This is a genomic window from Streptomyces sp. NPDC052114 (assembly GCF_040680155.1).
GTDB lineage: Bacteria > Actinomycetota > Actinomycetes > Streptomycetales > Streptomycetaceae > Streptomyces.
This window is the reverse complement of sequence record NZ_JBFAWC010000011.1, coordinates 308114-323741: the sequence shown is the minus strand read 5'-3', so window position 1 is coordinate 323741 and position 15628 is coordinate 308114. Positions and strand designations below refer to the sequence as shown.

General features: G+C 70.6%; 15 protein-coding genes. 8 read left to right on the top strand and 7 right to left on the bottom strand.

The annotated features are described in order from the left end of the window. The first annotated feature begins 41 nt into the window (after positions 1–41). The 3 genes from AB0L89_RS25540 to AB0L89_RS25530 all read left to right on the top strand — a co-directional run bounded on the left by AB0L89_RS25540 (position 42) and on the right by AB0L89_RS25530 (position 2826). Complete coding sequence (locus tag AB0L89_RS25540) at positions 42–965, top strand: ABC transporter ATP-binding protein (protein ID WP_365145073.1); 924 nt, start codon at positions 42–44, stop codon at positions 963–965. Further along, a complete protein-coding gene (locus AB0L89_RS25535; protein ID WP_365145070.1) occupies positions 962–1732 on the top strand; it encodes an ABC transporter permease in 771 nt (256 codons plus the stop codon). Before AB0L89_RS25540 ends, AB0L89_RS25535 begins: the two co-directional genes overlap by 4 nt. An 86-nt stretch (positions 1733–1818) precedes the next feature. Next, entirely contained in the window at positions 1819–2826 is a 1008-nt protein-coding gene (locus AB0L89_RS25530; protein ID WP_365145067.1) for a COX15/CtaA family protein, read from the top strand. On the opposite strand, the gene AB0L89_RS25525 is transcribed toward AB0L89_RS25530, so the two are convergent. The 3 genes from AB0L89_RS25525 to AB0L89_RS25515 all read right to left on the bottom strand — a co-directional run bounded on the left by AB0L89_RS25525 (position 2806) and on the right by AB0L89_RS25515 (position 5399). Next, complete coding sequence (locus AB0L89_RS25525; protein ID WP_365145064.1) at positions 2806–3903, bottom strand: amidohydrolase family protein; 1098 nt, start codon at positions 3901–3903, stop codon at positions 2806–2808. The genes AB0L89_RS25530 and AB0L89_RS25525 overlap by 21 nt on opposite strands. A 100-nt stretch (positions 3904–4003) precedes the next feature. Beyond that, on the bottom strand, positions 4004–4351 hold the full coding sequence (locus tag AB0L89_RS25520; protein WP_365145061.1) for a hypothetical protein: 348 nt from the start codon (positions 4349–4351) through the stop codon (positions 4004–4006). A 94-nt stretch (positions 4352–4445) separates the two neighbouring features. Further along, positions 4446–5399 carry a heme o synthase gene (locus AB0L89_RS25515; protein WP_365145225.1) on the bottom strand — a complete coding sequence of 318 codons (954 nt, stop codon included), beginning with the start codon at positions 5397–5399 and terminating at the stop codon, positions 4446–4448. Between the two features lie 420 nt (positions 5400–5819). On the opposite strand from AB0L89_RS25515, the gene tkt reads away from it, so the two are divergent. The 5 genes from tkt to pgl are packed head-to-tail and all read left to right on the top strand — an operon-like array spanning position 5820 to position 12461. Beyond that, entirely contained in the window at positions 5820–7907 is a 2088-nt protein-coding gene (gene tkt / locus AB0L89_RS25510; RefSeq protein WP_365145058.1) for a transketolase, read from the top strand. A gap of 45 nt (positions 7908–7952) precedes the next feature. After that, on the top strand, positions 7953–9071 hold the full coding sequence (gene tal / locus AB0L89_RS25505) for a transaldolase (RefSeq protein WP_365145055.1): 1119 nt from the start codon (positions 7953–7955) through the stop codon (positions 9069–9071). Then, positions 9068–10600 (top strand): glucose-6-phosphate dehydrogenase, encoded by a 1533-nt coding sequence (gene zwf / locus AB0L89_RS25500; RefSeq protein ID WP_365145222.1) that lies wholly within the window; start codon positions 9068–9070, stop codon positions 10598–10600. Before tal ends, zwf begins: the two co-directional genes overlap by 4 nt. After that, positions 10597–11661 (top strand): glucose-6-phosphate dehydrogenase assembly protein OpcA, encoded by a 1065-nt coding sequence (opcA, locus tag AB0L89_RS25495; protein WP_365145052.1) that lies wholly within the window; start codon positions 10597–10599, stop codon positions 11659–11661. The genes zwf and opcA overlap by 4 nt, the downstream gene beginning before the upstream one ends. Continuing rightward, positions 11658–12461, top strand: coding sequence for a 6-phosphogluconolactonase (pgl, locus tag AB0L89_RS25490; RefSeq protein ID WP_365145049.1), 804 nt, complete (start codon positions 11658–11660; stop codon positions 12459–12461). The genes opcA and pgl overlap by 4 nt, the downstream gene beginning before the upstream one ends. A 69-nt stretch (positions 12462–12530) precedes the next feature. Here the strand turns inward: pgl and AB0L89_RS25485 are convergent, their stop codons facing one another. The 4 genes from AB0L89_RS25485 to AB0L89_RS25470 all read right to left on the bottom strand — a co-directional run bounded on the left by AB0L89_RS25485 (position 12531) and on the right by AB0L89_RS25470 (position 15575). Then, positions 12531–12701 carry a hypothetical protein gene (locus AB0L89_RS25485; protein ID WP_365145046.1) on the bottom strand — a complete coding sequence of 57 codons (171 nt, stop codon included), beginning with the start codon at positions 12699–12701 and terminating at the stop codon, positions 12531–12533. Between the two features lie 126 nt (positions 12702–12827). Next, positions 12828–13091 carry a DUF2087 domain-containing protein gene (locus AB0L89_RS25480; protein ID WP_365145219.1) on the bottom strand — a complete coding sequence of 88 codons (264 nt, stop codon included), beginning with the start codon at positions 13089–13091 and terminating at the stop codon, positions 12828–12830. Positions 13092–13417: 326 nt separating this feature from the next. Further along, positions 13418–15070, bottom strand: a complete 1653-nt coding sequence (gene pgi, locus AB0L89_RS25475) for a glucose-6-phosphate isomerase (protein ID WP_365145043.1) — start codon at positions 15068–15070, stop codon at positions 13418–13420. Positions 15071–15239: 169 nt separating this feature from the next. Then, positions 15240–15575, bottom strand: a complete 336-nt coding sequence (locus tag AB0L89_RS25470; protein ID WP_003957010.1) for an RNA polymerase-binding protein RbpA — start codon at positions 15573–15575, stop codon at positions 15240–15242. Between the last annotated feature and the right edge of the window lie 53 nt (positions 15576–15628).

The following is a 15628-nucleotide window of genomic DNA, read 5'->3' as shown; positions in this document are numbered from 1 at the left end:
GCCCGCCCGGGACCTCGGGCCCGTCCCTAGACTGGCTCACCATGCGAAACGAGTCCGTCGTCCAGATCGAGAGTCTGGTCAAGCGGTACGGAACCAAGACCGCGGTCGACGGTCTCGACCTGAGCGCCGGGGCCGGGATCACCGCCGTCCTCGGCCCCAACGGCGCCGGCAAGACCACCACGATCGAGACCTGCGAGGGCTACCGGAAGCCGGACTCCGGCACCGTCCGCGTCCTCGGCCTCGACCCGGTCCGCCAGGCCGACGCGCTGCGGCCCCGGATCGGCGTGATGCTCCAGTCCGGCGGCGTCTACTCCGGCGCCCGCGCCGACGAGATGCTGCGCCACGTCGCCAGGCTTCATGCCCGGCCGCTGGACGTCACCGACCTCATCGAACGCCTCGGCCTCGGCAGCTGCGGGCGCACCACCTACCGGCGGCTGTCCGGCGGCCAGCAGCAGCGCCTCGCCCTCGCGATGGCCGTGGTCGGCAGGCCCGAGCTCGTCTTCCTCGACGAGCCGACCGCGGGCCTGGACCCACAGGCACGCCGCGCCACCTGGGACCTGGTGCGCGACCTGCGCCGCGACGGCGTCTCCGTCATCCTCACCACGCACCACATGGACGAGGCCGAGGAGCTCTCCGACGACGTCGCGATCATCGACGCCGGCCGGGTCATCGCCCAGGGCAGCCCCGACGCGCTGTGCCGCGGCGGCGCCGAGAACACCCTGCGCTTCACCGGCCGCCCCGGACTCGACGTGGGCTCGCTCCTCAAGGCGCTCCCGCCGGACTCCGCCGCGGCCGAACTGACCCCCGGCGCCTACCGCGTCAGCGGCACGGTCGACCCCCAGCTGCTCGCCACCGTCACGTCCTGGTGCGCCCAGCACGGCGTGATGCCGGACAGGATCTCGGTCGAACGCCACACCCTGGAAGACGTCTTCTTGGAGCTCACGGGTAAGGAGCTGCGCGGATGAGCGCCGCCGGTACGTACACGCCGAAGCCGGGCGCCGCCCCGCTCCCCCGCATGATCGCGGCGCAGGCGGCCCTGGAGACGAAGATGCTGCTGCGCAACGGCGAGCAGTTGCTCCTGACCGTCGTCATCCCGACCCTGCTGCTCCTCCTGTTCAGCACGGTCGACATCGTCGACACGGGCGACGGCGAGGCCGTGGACTTCCTGGCGCCCGGCATCCTCGCGCTCGCGGTGATGTCGACGGCGTTCACCGGGCAGGCCATCGCGACGGGCTTCGAGCGGCGCTACGGCGTGCTCAAGCGGCTCGGCGCCTCGCCGCTGCCCCGCTGGGGCCTGATGACGGCGAAGACGCTCTCGGTCCTGGTCACCGAGGTCCTTCAGATCGCGCTGCTCACGGTCATCGCGTTCGCCCTCGGCTGGTCGCCGCACGGCAACCCCTTCGCCGTGGTGCTGCTCCTGGTGCTCGGCACGGCCGCGTTCTCCGGGCTCGGCCTGCTGATGGCGGGCACGCTCAAGGCCGAGGCGACGCTCGCCGCCGCGAACCTCGTCTTCCTGCTCCTGCTCATGGGCGGCGGCGTGATCGTCCCGCTCGACAAGTTCCCCGACGCCGCGCAGTCGGTGCTCGGCCTGCTGCCCATCTCGGCGCTCTCGGACGGGCTGCGGGACGTGCTGCAGCACGGCGCGGGCATGCCGTGGGGGAATCTCGGGATCCTCGCCGTGTGGGCGGTCCTCGGGCTCGGCGCGGCGGCGAAGTTCTTCCGCTGGGAGTAGCGGATCCTCACCCCGGGGAGTAACCGTGGTCACAAAAGCACCGCATACGTCCCCCTCGTGAAGCCGTGCACAAGCGGCCCCCTACGATGGGGCCCGTGCCCAACGTGACCCGAGCCGACGTCGCTCAAGCCGTGCGGAACCCGCTCGCCTACATCGCCGAGCGCTGGACCCCCACCCAGCGGACCGTCCAGCGGGCGGCCCTCCTCTCCGTCGTGATGACCGTCGTCATCGTGGTGACGGGCGGCGCCGTCCGGCTGACCGGCTCGGGCCTCGGCTGCCCGACCTGGCCCAAGTGCACGGACGAGTCCCTGACCGCGACCAGCGAGATGGGCCTGCACGGCGCCATCGAGTTCGGCAACCGCATGCTGACGTACGTGCTGTGCGCGGTCGTCGGCTGGGCGATCATCGCGGCCCGCTCGCAGAAGCCGATGCGGCGCAGCCTCACCCGGCTCGGCTGGACCCAGTTCTGGCTGGTCATGGGCAACGCCGTGCTCGGCGGCATCGTGGTCCTCGTCGGCCTGAACCCGTGGACGGTCGCGGCGCACTTCCTGCTCTCCTCCGCCCTGATCGCGGTCGCCGTCACGATGTGGCAGCGCACCCGCGAGGGCGACGCGGAGCCCCGCCCGCTGGTCGGCAAGGCCGTCGTCCAGCTGGTGTGGTTCCTGGTCGCGGCCTCCGTGCTGCTGATCGCGGTCGGCACGGTCGTGACGGGCTCCGGTCCGCACGCGGGCGACTCCAGCGACGTGCCGCGGATGGGCTTCGACTGGGAGATGGTCAGCAAGCTGCACGCGGTGCTCGCGTGGATCGTGGTGACGCTGACGTTCGCGCTGTGGTTCGTGCTCAAGGCGGTCGACGCGCCGCGCGGCCCGCTGGCCCGCACCCGCGACCTCTTCCTGATCCTGCTCGCGCAGGGCGCCATCGGCTACGTCCAGTACTTCACGGACCTGCCGGAGGTCCTGGTCGGCCTGCACATGTTCGGCTCGTGCCTGGTGTGGATCGCCGTGATGCGGGTCCTGCTCGCGCTGCGGGAGCGCCCGGTCACCACGGCCGACCTGCCCGCCCAGGCGGACGACTCACGCCTCTCGGCCGTCTGAGAGGCCGTACACCCGGCGGGCGTTGCCCGCGGCGATCAGCCCCGCCACGCGCTGCGCGTCGGTGAGGGACCAGGCGCCCTCGGCCACCCAGGTGCCCAGCACCCGCCCGAGCGCCTCGCGGAACAGGTGCGCCCCCACGACGTGCAGCTCCGGCAGCCCGTGGGCGCCGCTGGAGAACAGCAGCTTGCCGAAGGGCGCGAGTTCGAGGATCTCCGCGAGGACGGCCGCCGCGCGGGCCCCGGTGCGGACGAGCGCGGGTCCGAGATCGGCGTACACGTGCGGGAAGACGGCCGCGAGGTGCGCGGCGCTGCGGTGGTAGGGATAGCCGTGCAGCAGCACCAGATCGGTGCCGAGCCCCGCGGTGGCGCGCGCGAAGTCCCCGAAGTACGTCTGCGGGTCCCCGGCGCCCGCGTGCAGCTGGAGCGGCCGGCCCGAGGCCACGGCGACCCACAGCAGGTGGCGCAGCAGCACCGGATCGGTGAGCACACCGCCCACCTGCCGTCCCGTGAGCCAGCGCCCCACCGCGCCCCGCACCTCGCCGGGCCCCGGCGCCCGCGCGTCCAGGGCGAGCGGGTGGCGCACCCCCGCGACCGAGGTGAAGGCCACGGCGTGCGCGGCCGCGGCGTGCACGGACTCGGCGAGGTTGGCGAGGAAGGAGTCGGCGGTACCGGAGGTGTCGGCGACCTGCTCGGCCAGTAACTCCAGGCGGACGATCTCGCGGGCCTCGGCGTCGCCGGTGGTGGCCATCTCGGACGGCCCGGTCAGGTCGCCGGGCAGGCCGGTGTCGACGAGGTAGGTGGTGATGCCGCTGCCCCGGAGCAGGCGGCGCCCCGACTCGAAGACGCCCAGTTCGCGGCGGCGGGCGAGATAGCGGGCCGGCGGGCAGTGCGGCTCCAGGCCCAGCAGCGGCGGACACCAGCGGCGCACGGCGAAGCCGGTCTGGGTGTCGAAGAAGGTGGTGCCGGGGGCGGGCGGTCCCTCGCCCCGGCCGAGGTGGGCCTCGAAGGTGCCGAGGCCCAGCTCCGTGCGCAGGACGCCATGGCAGTACTGGTCCACCAGGGACGGCGTTTCGATCATCCGGGCTCCCGCTGAGTGGACCTTGCTCCTACAGTCCTAACGGGTGAACCCGGTGACAGGTGTTGCTTTCGGCCCGTCTCGGGGAAGAGGCGGTCCGGTGTCAGCCGTTGCCGGGGCCGCCGATCTGGATGCCCGCCATCCGGGTCCACTCGTAGGGGCCGGTCGTCACCTTGGCGGCGAACTCGCCGTCGAAGTCCTCGTGGACGGTGATGCCGGCCTTCTCCACGGCGCTCTGCGCGACGGCGTAGGTCGGGGCCACCAGGTCGCCCCAGCCGCCGTCCTCGCCGACGAGGACGATGCGGGTGCCCTCGTGCCCGATGTACGCGATCTGCCCCTCGGCGCCGCCGTGCGCCCGGGCGAAGGTGCCGATCTCCTTGGCGAGCCTGGCCGCCTTCCGCTCCGCGCGGGCGGCCTGCTTGCTGTCCTCAACCTGCTGCGTCTCTGCCATGGGCAGGATGCTACCGACGGGTAGATCAACTGGCGACGGGCGGGTCGCGTGGTCTTCGACACCACGCGGCCCGCCCGTCGGCGAACTCCTCGGATCAGCGCAGGAAGGGGTCCACCGCCACCGCGACGAAGAGCAGGGAGACGTAGGTGATGGACCAGTGGAAGAGCCGCATCTCCTTGAGCTTGGCACCGGTGACCTCCGCCTTGGCGCGGTTCTGGAGCCCGTGCGCCTCCCACAGCCACCAGCCGCCGGTGACCAGCGCGACCGCCGTGTAGAACCAGCCGGTGTAGCCGAGCGGCTGGAGCAGCAGGGAGACCCCGACCATGACCCAGCTGTAGAGGACGATCTGCCGCGCGACCACCTTGTTGGAGGCGACGACCGGCAGCATCGGCACGCCCACGCGCGCGTAGTCGTCCTTGACCTTCATGGACAGCGGCCAGTAGTGCGGCGGCGTCCAGAAGAACATGACCAGGAAGAGGATGATCGGCGCCCACGACATGGAGTTGGTGACCGAGGACCAGCCGATGAGGACCGGCAGACAGCCCGCGATGCCGCCCCAGACGATGTTCTGCGAGGTGCGGCGCTTCAGGATCATCGTGTAGACGACCACGTAGAAGAGCAGCGCGCCGAGCGAGAGCCAGGCGGAGAGCCAGTTCACGGCGAAGCCGAACAGCAGCGTGGAGACGACCCCGAGCGTGATGCCGAAGACGAGGCACTCGCGGGGGCTCACCATGCCGGTGACCAGCGGCCGCTGCGACGTACGGTCCATGAGGGCGTCGATGTCGCGGTCGATGTACATGTTCAGCGCGTTCGCGCCGCCCGCGGAGAGGTAGCCGCCCAGGCAGGTCACGAAGACCAGCCACAGGTCGGGCACGCCCTGCTCGGCGAGGAACATCACCGGGACGGTGGTGATGAGCAGCAGCTCGATGATCCGCGGCTTGGTCAGGGCCACGAACGCCTTGACGCGGGCCCCGAACGGCCGATGGCTCGGGCTAATGTCCGTCCCGGAAACCCCCGCTGGACGGGATTCAACGGCCGTCACGCACACCCCTGACAGAGACATCCCAGCGAGCCGACCAGCACCTTCTGACATGAAGATCCGGTAAAGGCTCGCGCGTACCACGCCACTGTAGACGTTGCCCATACCTCGCCCTTCGCGGGGGTGGGGTCGTGTTGGGCGACGGGCCGAGGCGTGCCGGTGGTGCGTCGGACCGTCACATGAGCGGACCCATGGGTCCATTGAGCGGACACATGAGCGATCCGGAGGGCCCTTTGAGCAGACACATGAGCACCTCCTTATTCACTTGGTGAATCCCGCCCCTTTCCTTTCAGGAGGCGGATCCCGGCATGTCCCGGCAGTCTGGAATGACTCGAAAAAATGCACGTTCTAGCAGCGGTAGGCTCGACATCGGCCGGCTGGGATCTCCCTCACCGGCATTCGACATGTGGAGAGGAGCCCTGACTCAGGGTGAGCACCAAGCCGACCACCACAGACCTCGAGTGGACCGAACTGGACCAGCGGGCCGTTGACACCGCTCGTGTCCTGGCCATGGACGCCGTACAGAAGGTCGGCAACGGCCATCCCGGTACGGCCATGAGCCTCGCGCCCGCCGCGTACACGCTCTTCCAGAAGGTGATGCGCCACGACCCGGCCGACGCCGAATGGACGGGGCGCGACCGGTTCGTCCTCTCCGCGGGCCACTCGTCCCTGACCCTCTACGTCCAGCTGTACCTGGCCGGCTTCGGCCTGGAGCTGGACGACCTGAAGGCCTTCCGGACCTGGGGCTCGAAGACCCCGGGCCACCCGGAGTACGGCCACACGGTCGGCGTGGAGACCACCACGGGCCCGCTGGGCCAGGGTGTCGCCAACGCCGTGGGCATGGCGATGGCCGCCCGCTACGAGCGCGGTCTGTTCGACCCGGAGGCGGCCGAGGGTGCCTCTCCGTTCGACCACTTCATCTACGCGATCGCCGGTGACGGCTGCCTCCAGGAGGGCATCTCCGGAGAGGCGTCCTCGCTGGCCGGGCACCAGAAGCTCGGCAACCTCGTGCTGCTGTGGGACGACAACCACATCTCCATCGAGGGCGACACGGAGACCGCGGTCTCCGAGGACACGATGAAGCGGTACGAGGCCTACGGCTGGCACGTGCAGCGCGTGGAGCCCAAGGAGAACGGCGACCTGGACCCGCAGGCGCTCTTCGCCGCGATCCAGCAGGCCAAGGCGGTCACGGACAAGCCGTCCTTCATCGCCATGCGCTCGATCATCGCCTGGCCCGCCCCGAACGCCCAGAACACCGAGGCCGCGCACGGCTCGGCGCTCGGCGACGAAGAGGTGGCCGCCACCAAGCGCGTCCTCGGCTTCGACCCGGAGCAGACCTTCGAGGTCTCCGACGAGGTCATCGGGCACGCCCGCAAGGCCCTCGACCGCGGCCGCGAGGCCAAGGCCGAGTGGGAGAAGGGCTTCGCCGCCTGGCGCACGGCCAACGCCGAGCGCGCCGCCGAGTTCGACCGCATCGCCGCGGGCGAGCTGCCCGAGGGCTGGGAGGAGAAGCTCCCGGAGTTCGAGACCGGCAAGGGCGTCGCCACGCGCGCCGCGTCCGGCAAGGTCCTCCAGGCGCTCGGCGCGGTCGTGCCCGAGCTGTGGGGCGGCTCCGCCGACCTCGCGGGCTCGAACAACACGACGATCGACAAGACGAGCTCCTTCCTGCCGGCGGACAACCCGCTGCCGGAGGCGGACCCGTACGGCCGCACGATCCACTACGGCATCCGCGAGCACTCCATGGCCGCGGAGATGAACGGCATCGCGCTGCACGGCAACACCCGCATCTTCGGCGGCACCTTCCTGGTGTTCTCCGACTACATGCGCAACGCCGTCCGCCTGTCGGCCCTGATGCACCTGCCGGTGACGTACGTGTGGACGCACGACTCCATCGGTCTGGGCGAGGACGGCCCGACCCACCAGCCCGTCGAGCACCTCGCCTCGCTGCGCGCCATCCCGGGCCTGAACGTGGTCCGCCCGGCCGACGCGAACGAGACGGCGATCGCCTGGCGCGAGATCCTCAAGCGCTACACCAAGGAGTTCGGCAAGGGCGCTCCGCACGGCCTCGCGCTGACCCGCCAGGGCGTGCCGACGTACGAGCGCAACGAGGACGCGGCCAAGGGCGGCTACGTCCTGTTCGAGGCCGAGGGCGGCTCGCCCGAGGTCGTGCTCATCGGCACCGGCTCCGAGGTGCAGCTCGCCGTCGAGGCGCGCGAGCAGCTCCAGGCCGCGGGCGTCCCGACGCGGGTCGTCTCGATGCCGTCGGTCGAGTGGTTCGAGGAGCAGGACCAGGGGTACCGCGACAGCGTTCTGCCGCCGTCCGTCAAGGCGCGTGTGGCGGTCGAGGCGGGCATCGGCCTGACCTGGCACAAGTACGTGGGTGACGCGGGGCGCATCGTTTCGCTGGAGCACTTCGGTGCCTCCGCGGACGGCAAGGTGCTCTTCCGCGAGTTCGGCTTCACCGCCGACGCCGTGGCCGCCGCGGCCCGGGAATCGCTCGACGCCGCACGGCGCTGACGCCGACATACGACGAAATCTCAGAAATCGGGAGATGTATTTTCCATGACAGACGCACTGAAGCGCCTCTCCGACGAAGGCGTCGCGATCTGGCTGGACGACCTGTCGCGCAAGCGGATCACGTCCGGCAACCTCGCCGAGCTGATCGACCAGCAGCACGTCGTGGGCGTCACGACCAACCCGTCGATCTTCCAGAAGGCGATCTCCTCGGGTGACGGTTACGAGCAGCAGCTCGCCGACCTCGCCGCCCGCGAGGTCACCGTCGAAGAGGCCATCCGCATGATCACGACGGCGGACGTCCGTGACGCCGCCGACATCCTGCGCCCGGTCTTCGACGCGACCGGCGGCCAGGACGGCCGGGTCTCGATCGAGGTCGACCCGCGCCTGGCCCACAACACGGCGGCGACGATCGCCGAGGCCAAGCAGCTGGCCTGGCTGGTGGACCGCCCCAACACGCTCATCAAGATCCCGGCGACGAAGGCGGGCCTGCCCGCGATCACCGAGGTCATCGGCAAGGGCATCAGCGTCAACGTCACGCTGATCTTCTCGCTGGAGCGCTACCGCGAGGTCATGGAGGCCTACCTCGCCGGCCTGGAGAAGGCCAAGGAGCGCGGCCTGGACCTCTCCAAGATCCACTCGGTGGCGTCCTTCTTCGTGTCCCGCGTGGACACCGAGATCGACAAGCGCCTGGACGGCGTCGGCACGGACGAGGCCAAGGCCCTCAAGGGCAAGGCCGCGCTCGCCAACGCCCGTCTCGCCTTCGAGGCGTACGAGGAGGTCTTCTCCTCCGACCGCTGGGCGGCCCTGGACAAGGCGCAGGCCAACAAGCAGCGTCCGCTGTGGGCCTCGACCGGCGTCAAGGACCCGGCGTACAAGGACACCCTGTACGTCGACGACCTGGTCGCGCCCAACACGGTGAACACCATGCCGGAGGCGACCCTGGAGGCCACCGCCGACCACGGGCAGATCACCGGCAACACCATCGCGGGCACCTACGACGCCTCGCGCGCCGAGATCGCCGCCGTGGAGAAGCTCGGCATCTCCTACGACGACGTCGTGCAGCTCCTGGAGGACGAGGGCGTCGAGAAGTTCGAGGCGTCCTGGAACGACCTGCTCAAGTCCACCGAGGCCGAGCTCGACCGCCTCGCCCCTTCGAAGGGCTGACCACCTTGTCAAGCAGCAATCCGCTGCGTGACGCCGCAGACCGACGGCTCCCGCGTATCGCGGGGCCGTCGGGCCTGGTCATTTTTGGCGTCACGGGCGATTTGTCCCGTAAAAAGTTGATGCCGGCCGTGTACGACCTCGCCAACCGAGGTCTGTTGCCGCCGGGCTTTTCCCTCATTGGTTTCGCCCGCCGCGAATGGCAGGACGAGGACTTCGCGCAGGAGGTGCACGACGCCGTCAAGCAGCACGCGCGCACGCCCTTCCGCGAGGAGGTCTGGCAGCAGCTCATCCAGGGCATGCGCTTCGTCCAGGGCAACTTCGACGACGACGCCGCCTTCGAGCAGCTCAAGGCCACCATCCAGGACCTCGACAAGGCGCAGGGAACGGGCGGCAACTTCGCCTTCTACCTCTCGGTGCCCCCGAAGTTCTTCCCGCAGGTCGTCCAGCAGCTCAAGAAGCATGGCCTCGCGGACGCGCCCGAGGGCTCGTGGCGGCGCGCCGTCATCGAGAAGCCGTTCGGGCACGACCTGGCCTCCGCCCAGGACCTGAACGCGATCGTGCACGAGGTGTTCGACCCGGACCAGGTGTTCCGGATCGACCACTACCTCGGCAAGGAGACCGTCCAGAACATCCTGGCGCTCCGCTTCGCCAACCAGATGTTCGAGCCGATCTGGAACCGGTCGTACGTGGACCACGTGCAGATCACCATGGCCGAGGACATCGGCATCGGCGGCCGGGCCGGCTACTACGACGGCATCGGCGCCGCCCGTGACGTCATCCAGAACCACCTGCTCCAGCTGATGGCGCTCACCGCCATGGAGGAGCCCGCCTCCTTCGACGCGGACGCGCTGGTCGCCGAGAAGGCGAAGGTGCTCGGCGCGGTGAAGCTGCCGAAGGACCTCGGCAAGGACACCGTGCGCGGGCAGTACTCCGCGGGCTGGCAGGGCGGCGAGAAGGCCGTCGGCTACCTCCAGGAAGACGGCATCGACCCCAAGTCGAAGACCGACACCTACGCGGCGATCAAGCTGCAGGTGGACAACCGCCGTTGGGCGGGCGTGCCGTTCTACCTGCGCACCGGCAAGCGGCTCGGCCGCCGGGTCACGGAGATCGCGGTGGTCTTCCAGCGCGCTCCCCACTCCCCCTTCGACCACACCGCCACCGAGGAGCTCGGGCAGAACGCGATCGTCATCCGCGTCCAGCCCGACGAGGGCATCACGGTCCGGTTCGGCTCGAAGGTGCCCGGCACCTCCATGGAGATCCGGGACGTCTCGATGGACTTCGCGTACGGCGAGTCCTTCACCGAGTCCAGCCCCGAGGCGTACGAGCGCCTGATCCTGGACGTCCTGCTCGGCGACGCCAACCTCTTCCCGCGCACGGAGGAGGTCGAGCTGTCCTGGAACATCCTCGACCCGATCGAGCAGTACTGGGACAAGCACGGCAAGCCCGCCCAGTACCCGGCCGGCACCTGGGGCCCGACCGAGGCGGACGAGATGCTCGCACGAGACGGACGGAGCTGGCGTCGGCCATGAAGATCGACCTCACGGACACCACGTCCAGCAAGATCAACAAGGCGTTGGTGCAGGGGCGCCGGGCGATCGGCACCCCGGCCGTCGGCATGGTGCTGACCCTCGTCATCGTCACCGACGAGGAGAACGCGTACGACTCCCTGAAGGCGGCCAACGACGCGTCGCGCGAGCACCCCTCGCGCACGCTCGTCGTCATCAAGCGCGCCGCGCGCTCGCCGCGCGACCGCACCACCTCGCGCCTGGACGCCGAGGTGCGGGTGGGCGCGGACGCGGGCACCGGCGAGACGGTGGTCCTGCGTCTGTACGGCGAGGTCATCAACCACGCCCAGTCGGTCGTCCTGCCGCTGCTGCTGCCCGACGCCCCCGTGGTCGTCTGGTGGCCGGTGAACGCCCCGCTGGACCCCGCCAAGGACCCGCTGGGCGCCCTGGCCCAGCGCCGCGTCACGGACACGTACGCGGCCGAGCAGCCGATCCACGAGCTGACCACGCGCGCCGAGGCCTACCACCCCGGCGACACGGACCTGTCCTGGACCCGCATCACGCCGTGGCGCTCGATGCTCGCGGCGGCGCTCGACCAGGTCACCTGCAAGGTCACCTCGGTGCAGGTGGAGGGCGAGGAGTTCAACCCGAGCTGCGAGCTGCTCGCCATGTGGCTGGCGGACCGGCTCGACGTGCCGGTGAAGCGGTCGCTGTCGGCGGGCCCCGGCCTGACCGGCGTACGCATGGAGACCGACTGCGGTCCCATCGTGCTCGACCGCGCCGACGGCTCGCTCGCGACGCTCTCCATCCAGGGGCAGCCCGACCGCGCGGTCGCGCTCAAGCGCCGCGAGACGGCCGAGCTGATCGCCGAGGAGCTGCGGCGCCTGGACCCGGACGACACCTACGCGTCCGCGCTGAAGTACGGCGTGGACCGCCTGGGCGAGCCGGCGGAGTCTCCTTCCGAGGCCAAGCCGTCCGAGGCCGAGCCGTCCGAGGCTCCGAAGAAGGCGGCGCCCGCCAAGGCCGCTCCCGCCAAGGCGGCCACCGCGAAGAAGACGGCGGCGAAGAAGGCGGCGGCCAAGTGAGCACCGCACCGCAGCTGGTCGTCCACCGCGACAAGGAGCTGATGGCGCAGGCCGCCGCGGCCCGCCTCATCACGAAGATCGTCGACGCGCAGGCCGCGAAGGGCTTCGCGTCGGTGGTCCTCACCGGCGGCCGCAACGGCAACGGCCTGCTGGCCGCGCTGAACACGTCCCCCGCACGGGACGCGGTCGACTGGTCGCGCCTTGACCTGTGGTGGGGCGACGAGCGGTTCCTGCCGGAGGGCGACCCGGAGCGCAACCACACCCAGGCCCGCGAGGCGCTGCTCGACGCGGTGCCGCTGGACCCGGCCCGGGTGCACCCGATGCCCGCGTCGGACGGCCCCTTCGAGGTGGAGGCGGCCGCCGAGGCCTACGCCGCCGAACTCGCCGCGGCGGCGGGCCCGGAGCACTATCAATCAGCGGCTGCCGCCGCGGGCGTCCCGGTGCCGGCCTTCGACGTCCTGATGCTCGGCGTGGGTCCCGACACCCACGTGGCCTCGCTCTTCCCCGAGCTGCCGGCGGTGCGCGAGACGGAACGCACGGTGGTCGGCGTGCACGGCGCCCCGAAGCCCCCGCCCACCCGCGTCACCCTCACCCTCCCCGCCATCCGCTCCGCCCGCGAGGTGTGGCTGCTGGCGGCGGGCGAGGACAAGGCGAGGGCCGCGGCCATCGCCCTCTCGGGCGCGGGCGAGATCCAGGCCCCGGCAGCGGGCGCCCACGGCCGCAGCCGCACCCTGTGGCTCCTGGACACGGCAGCGGCCTCCCAACTCCCGCCGGAGCTGTATCCGCCGGCGGTGGCGTAACGGTTCTCCACTGGACGCGACTGAGGGCCCCGCACCGGTCGGTGCGGGGCCCTCACGTGTCTCCGGAGGTCAGAATCCGCTGCAGGTGGCCGTGGCGAAGGCTCCCCTGGCCGTCGCGGTCCGCGTCGTTCCGTCGGCGGTGACCTTGCAGTGGACCTCGCCACCGGAGGCGCCCGCGGTCACGGCCGGCGTCCCGCCCCGCACGAACCCCCGCGTCTTCTCCTTCTTGGACCACGGCACGTCCACATCTACCGGCTGATTCTCTGCCGGGCGACCGTCGCGGTTCCTGCGCTTCGTCCTCTGCGGCGGGGCGGGCGGCGCGGCCCAGCCCTTCGCGCGTGGGCCCATCGGGGCGAGGCGGAGCCCTCACGCCTGTACGAGGACCCTTCGGTAGTTGCTGCCGTCCTGTTCTCTCACCAGGAGGCCGTCCGTCACGCAGTAGCGGCGGAGGGCCGCCGTGTCGTCGTGGACCGTGCGGAACGCCTCGTTGACCTCGCGTTCGCTGTAGGTGCGGTCGGCGTCGAAGAGGGTGTCCGTGAGGTGGACGAGGAGTTCGTGGCGGACGACCGGGCGGACGGGGATGGCCGTGAGGCGGCCATGGGAGAAGAAGCCGGTGAGGCGGCGCGGCACGGTGGGGCGGTCGTCGACCGGGGCGGGCGCGCGGCGGAAGACGGCCGGGTCGGCCCGCAGCGACCCGTCGGGCAGCCGCTCCACGGCGCCGACGGCGAGCAGTCGGCCCAGATGTTTGCGGGCGACGGGCGAGTCCGCCTCGCGGGAGGGCAGGTCGTCGAGGACTATGCGCGCGAACAGCCGCAGTCTCTCGGGATCGGCGAGCGCGGCGAGCAGCTGGTCCATGACGGGGTCCCTCCCGGGGGTGACAGAGCCGAAGCAGTGTCACCCGCCGGGCGGGGCGCCCGCATCCGATTATCGGCCGGTGCGGATCGGCCGCGGCGGCCTCAACGGCCGCGCAGGGAGCGGTACTTGGCGACCAGAGCGGTCGTCGACCCGTCCAGGTCCGGCACCTCGGCGCCCTCCGTCAGCGCGGGCTCGACGCGCTTGGCGAGCACCTTGCCGAGCTCGACGCCCCACTGGTCGAAGGAGTCGATGTTCCACACCGCGCCCTGCACGAACACCTTGTGCTCGTAGAGGGCGATGAGCTGACCGAGGACCGAGGGGGTGAGGGACTTCGCGAGGACCGTCGTCGTGGGGTGGTTGCCCTGGAACGTCTTGTGCGGGACGAGCTCCTCCGCCACGCCCTCCGCACGGACCTCGTCCGGTGTCTTGCCGAACGCCAACGCCTGCGTCTGGGCGAAGAAGTTGGCCATCAGGAGATCGTGCTGGGCGACCAGACCCGGCCGCAGATCCGCGACCGGCTCGGCGAAGCCGATGAAGTCCGCCGGGATCAACTTCGTTCCCTGGTGGATGAGTTGGTAGTACGCGTGCTGGCCGTTGGTGCCCGGCGTGCCCCAGACGACGGGCCCGGTCTGCCACGCGACCTGCTCGCCGTCCCGGCCGACGCACTTGCCGTTGGACTCCATGTCCAGCTGCTGGAGGTACGCGGTGAACTTGGAGAGGTAGTGCGAGTACGGCAGCACCGCGTGCGACTGCGCGTCGTGGAAGTTGCCGTACCAGATCCCCAACAGGCCCATCAGCAAGGGCACGTTGGACTCGGCGGGCGCGGTACGGAAGTGCTCGTCGACGAGGTGGAAGCCGTCCAGCATCTCGCGGAACGCGGCCGGACCGATGGCGATCATCAGGGAGAGCCCGATGGCCGAGTCGTACGAGTAGCGGCCGCCGACCCAGTCCCAGAACTCGAACATGTTGGCCGTGTCGATGCCGAAGTCGGCGACCTTCTCGGCGTTCGTCGACAGCGCCACGAAGTGCTGGGCGACGGCTTCCTGACCGGCCTTCAGCTCGCCGAGCAGCCACTCCCGCGCCGACGTGGCGTTGGTGATCGTCTCGATGGTGGTGAACGTCTTCGACGCGATGACGAACAGCGTCTCGGCCGCGTCCAGGTCCCGCACGGCCTCGTGCAGGTCGGCACCGTCCACGTTCGACACGAAGCGCACGGTGAGGTCGCGGTCGGTGAAGGAGCGCAGCACCTCGTACGCCATGGCGGGCCCGAGGTCGGAACCGCCGATGCCGATGTTGACCACGTTCTTGATGCGCCTGCCGGTGTGACCGGTCCACTCCCCCGAGCGCACCTTGTCCGAAAAGACGCTCATCCTGTCGAGGACCGCGTGCACCGCCGGCACCACGTTCTCCCCGTCGACCTCGATCACGGCGTCGCGCGGGGCGCGCAGCGCGGTGTGCAGGACGGCGCGGTCCTCCGTCGTGTTGATCTTCTCGCCGCGGAACATGGCGTCCCGCAGCCCGAAGACGTCGGTCGCGGCGGCCAGCTCGCGCAGCAGCGTCAGCGTGTCGTCGGTGACCAGGTGCTTGGAGTAGTCGACGTACAGATCGCCGACCTGGAGGGTGTACGCCGTGCCGCGCGCCGGATCCGCGGCGAACAGCTCACGCAGCTGCACCTCGCCCAGCTGTTCACGGTGCTTGCCGAGCGCCGTCCACTCGGGCATCTGATTGAGCCTGGCGCGGCTTTCTGCATTCATCTACGACTTCAGCCTTCTCTCCGTACCCAGGTACGTCCTTTGCCCCGCTGCACGATCCAACCTAATGGATCAGGGGTCGGTATGAGATATCTGAAGCCGTCTGTCCGCACACGTACCGAGATGAGAAACCGGCCGGTCACCAATTCGGTGCCCGGCCGGTGTTCAAGTCCTAGATTTCGCCCCGCAGTTTCGCGAGCGCCTCCGCGAGAATCGCCTCGCCGTCCGCGTCGCTGCGCCGCTCACGCACATACGCCAGATGCGTCTTGTACGGCTCGGTGCGCGGCGGGTCCGGTGGATTGTCCCGGTCCTGACCGGCCGGAAAGCCGCAGCGGGGACAGTCCCACGTATCGGGGACCTGCGCGTCGCTGGCGAAGCTGGGCTGCGTCTCGTGCCCGTTCGAGCACCAGAAGGAGATGCGCAGTCGCGGCGCGGACTCGCCGCGCTCGGCCTCGCCCATCGGCCCCGCCCCGACCCGACTTCCTCGGATCGCGTTGCCACTTGCCACGGTCGTAACTCCCTGCGTGATGGTGCTGCTGCGGGCGCCTCAGTTTACGTAAG

Excerpts from the sequence above, each read along its gene's own strand:
- AB0L89_RS25530 (WP_365145067.1), top strand. The coding sequence starts at position 1,819 with ATGGGGCCCGTGCCCAACGTGACCCGAGCCGACGTCGCTCAAGCCGTG.
- tal (WP_365145055.1), top strand. The coding sequence starts at position 7,953 with ATGACAGACGCACTGAAGCGCCTCTCCGACGAAGGCGTCGCGATCTGG.
- AB0L89_RS25540 (WP_365145073.1), top strand. The coding sequence starts at position 42 with ATGCGAAACGAGTCCGTCGTCCAGATCGAGAGTCTGGTCAAGCGGTAC.
- AB0L89_RS25520 (WP_365145061.1), bottom strand. The coding sequence starts at position 4,351 with ATGGCAGAGACGCAGCAGGTTGAGGACAGCAAGCAGGCCGCCCGCGCG.
- opcA (WP_365145052.1), top strand. The coding sequence starts at position 10,597 with ATGAAGATCGACCTCACGGACACCACGTCCAGCAAGATCAACAAGGCG.
- AB0L89_RS25535 (WP_365145070.1), top strand. The coding sequence starts at position 962 with ATGAGCGCCGCCGGTACGTACACGCCGAAGCCGGGCGCCGCCCCGCTC.
- pgi (WP_365145043.1), bottom strand. The coding sequence starts at position 15,070 with ATGAATGCAGAAAGCCGCGCCAGGCTCAATCAGATGCCCGAGTGGACG.
- AB0L89_RS25525 (WP_365145064.1), bottom strand. The coding sequence starts at position 3,903 with ATGATCGAAACGCCGTCCCTGGTGGACCAGTACTGCCATGGCGTCCTG.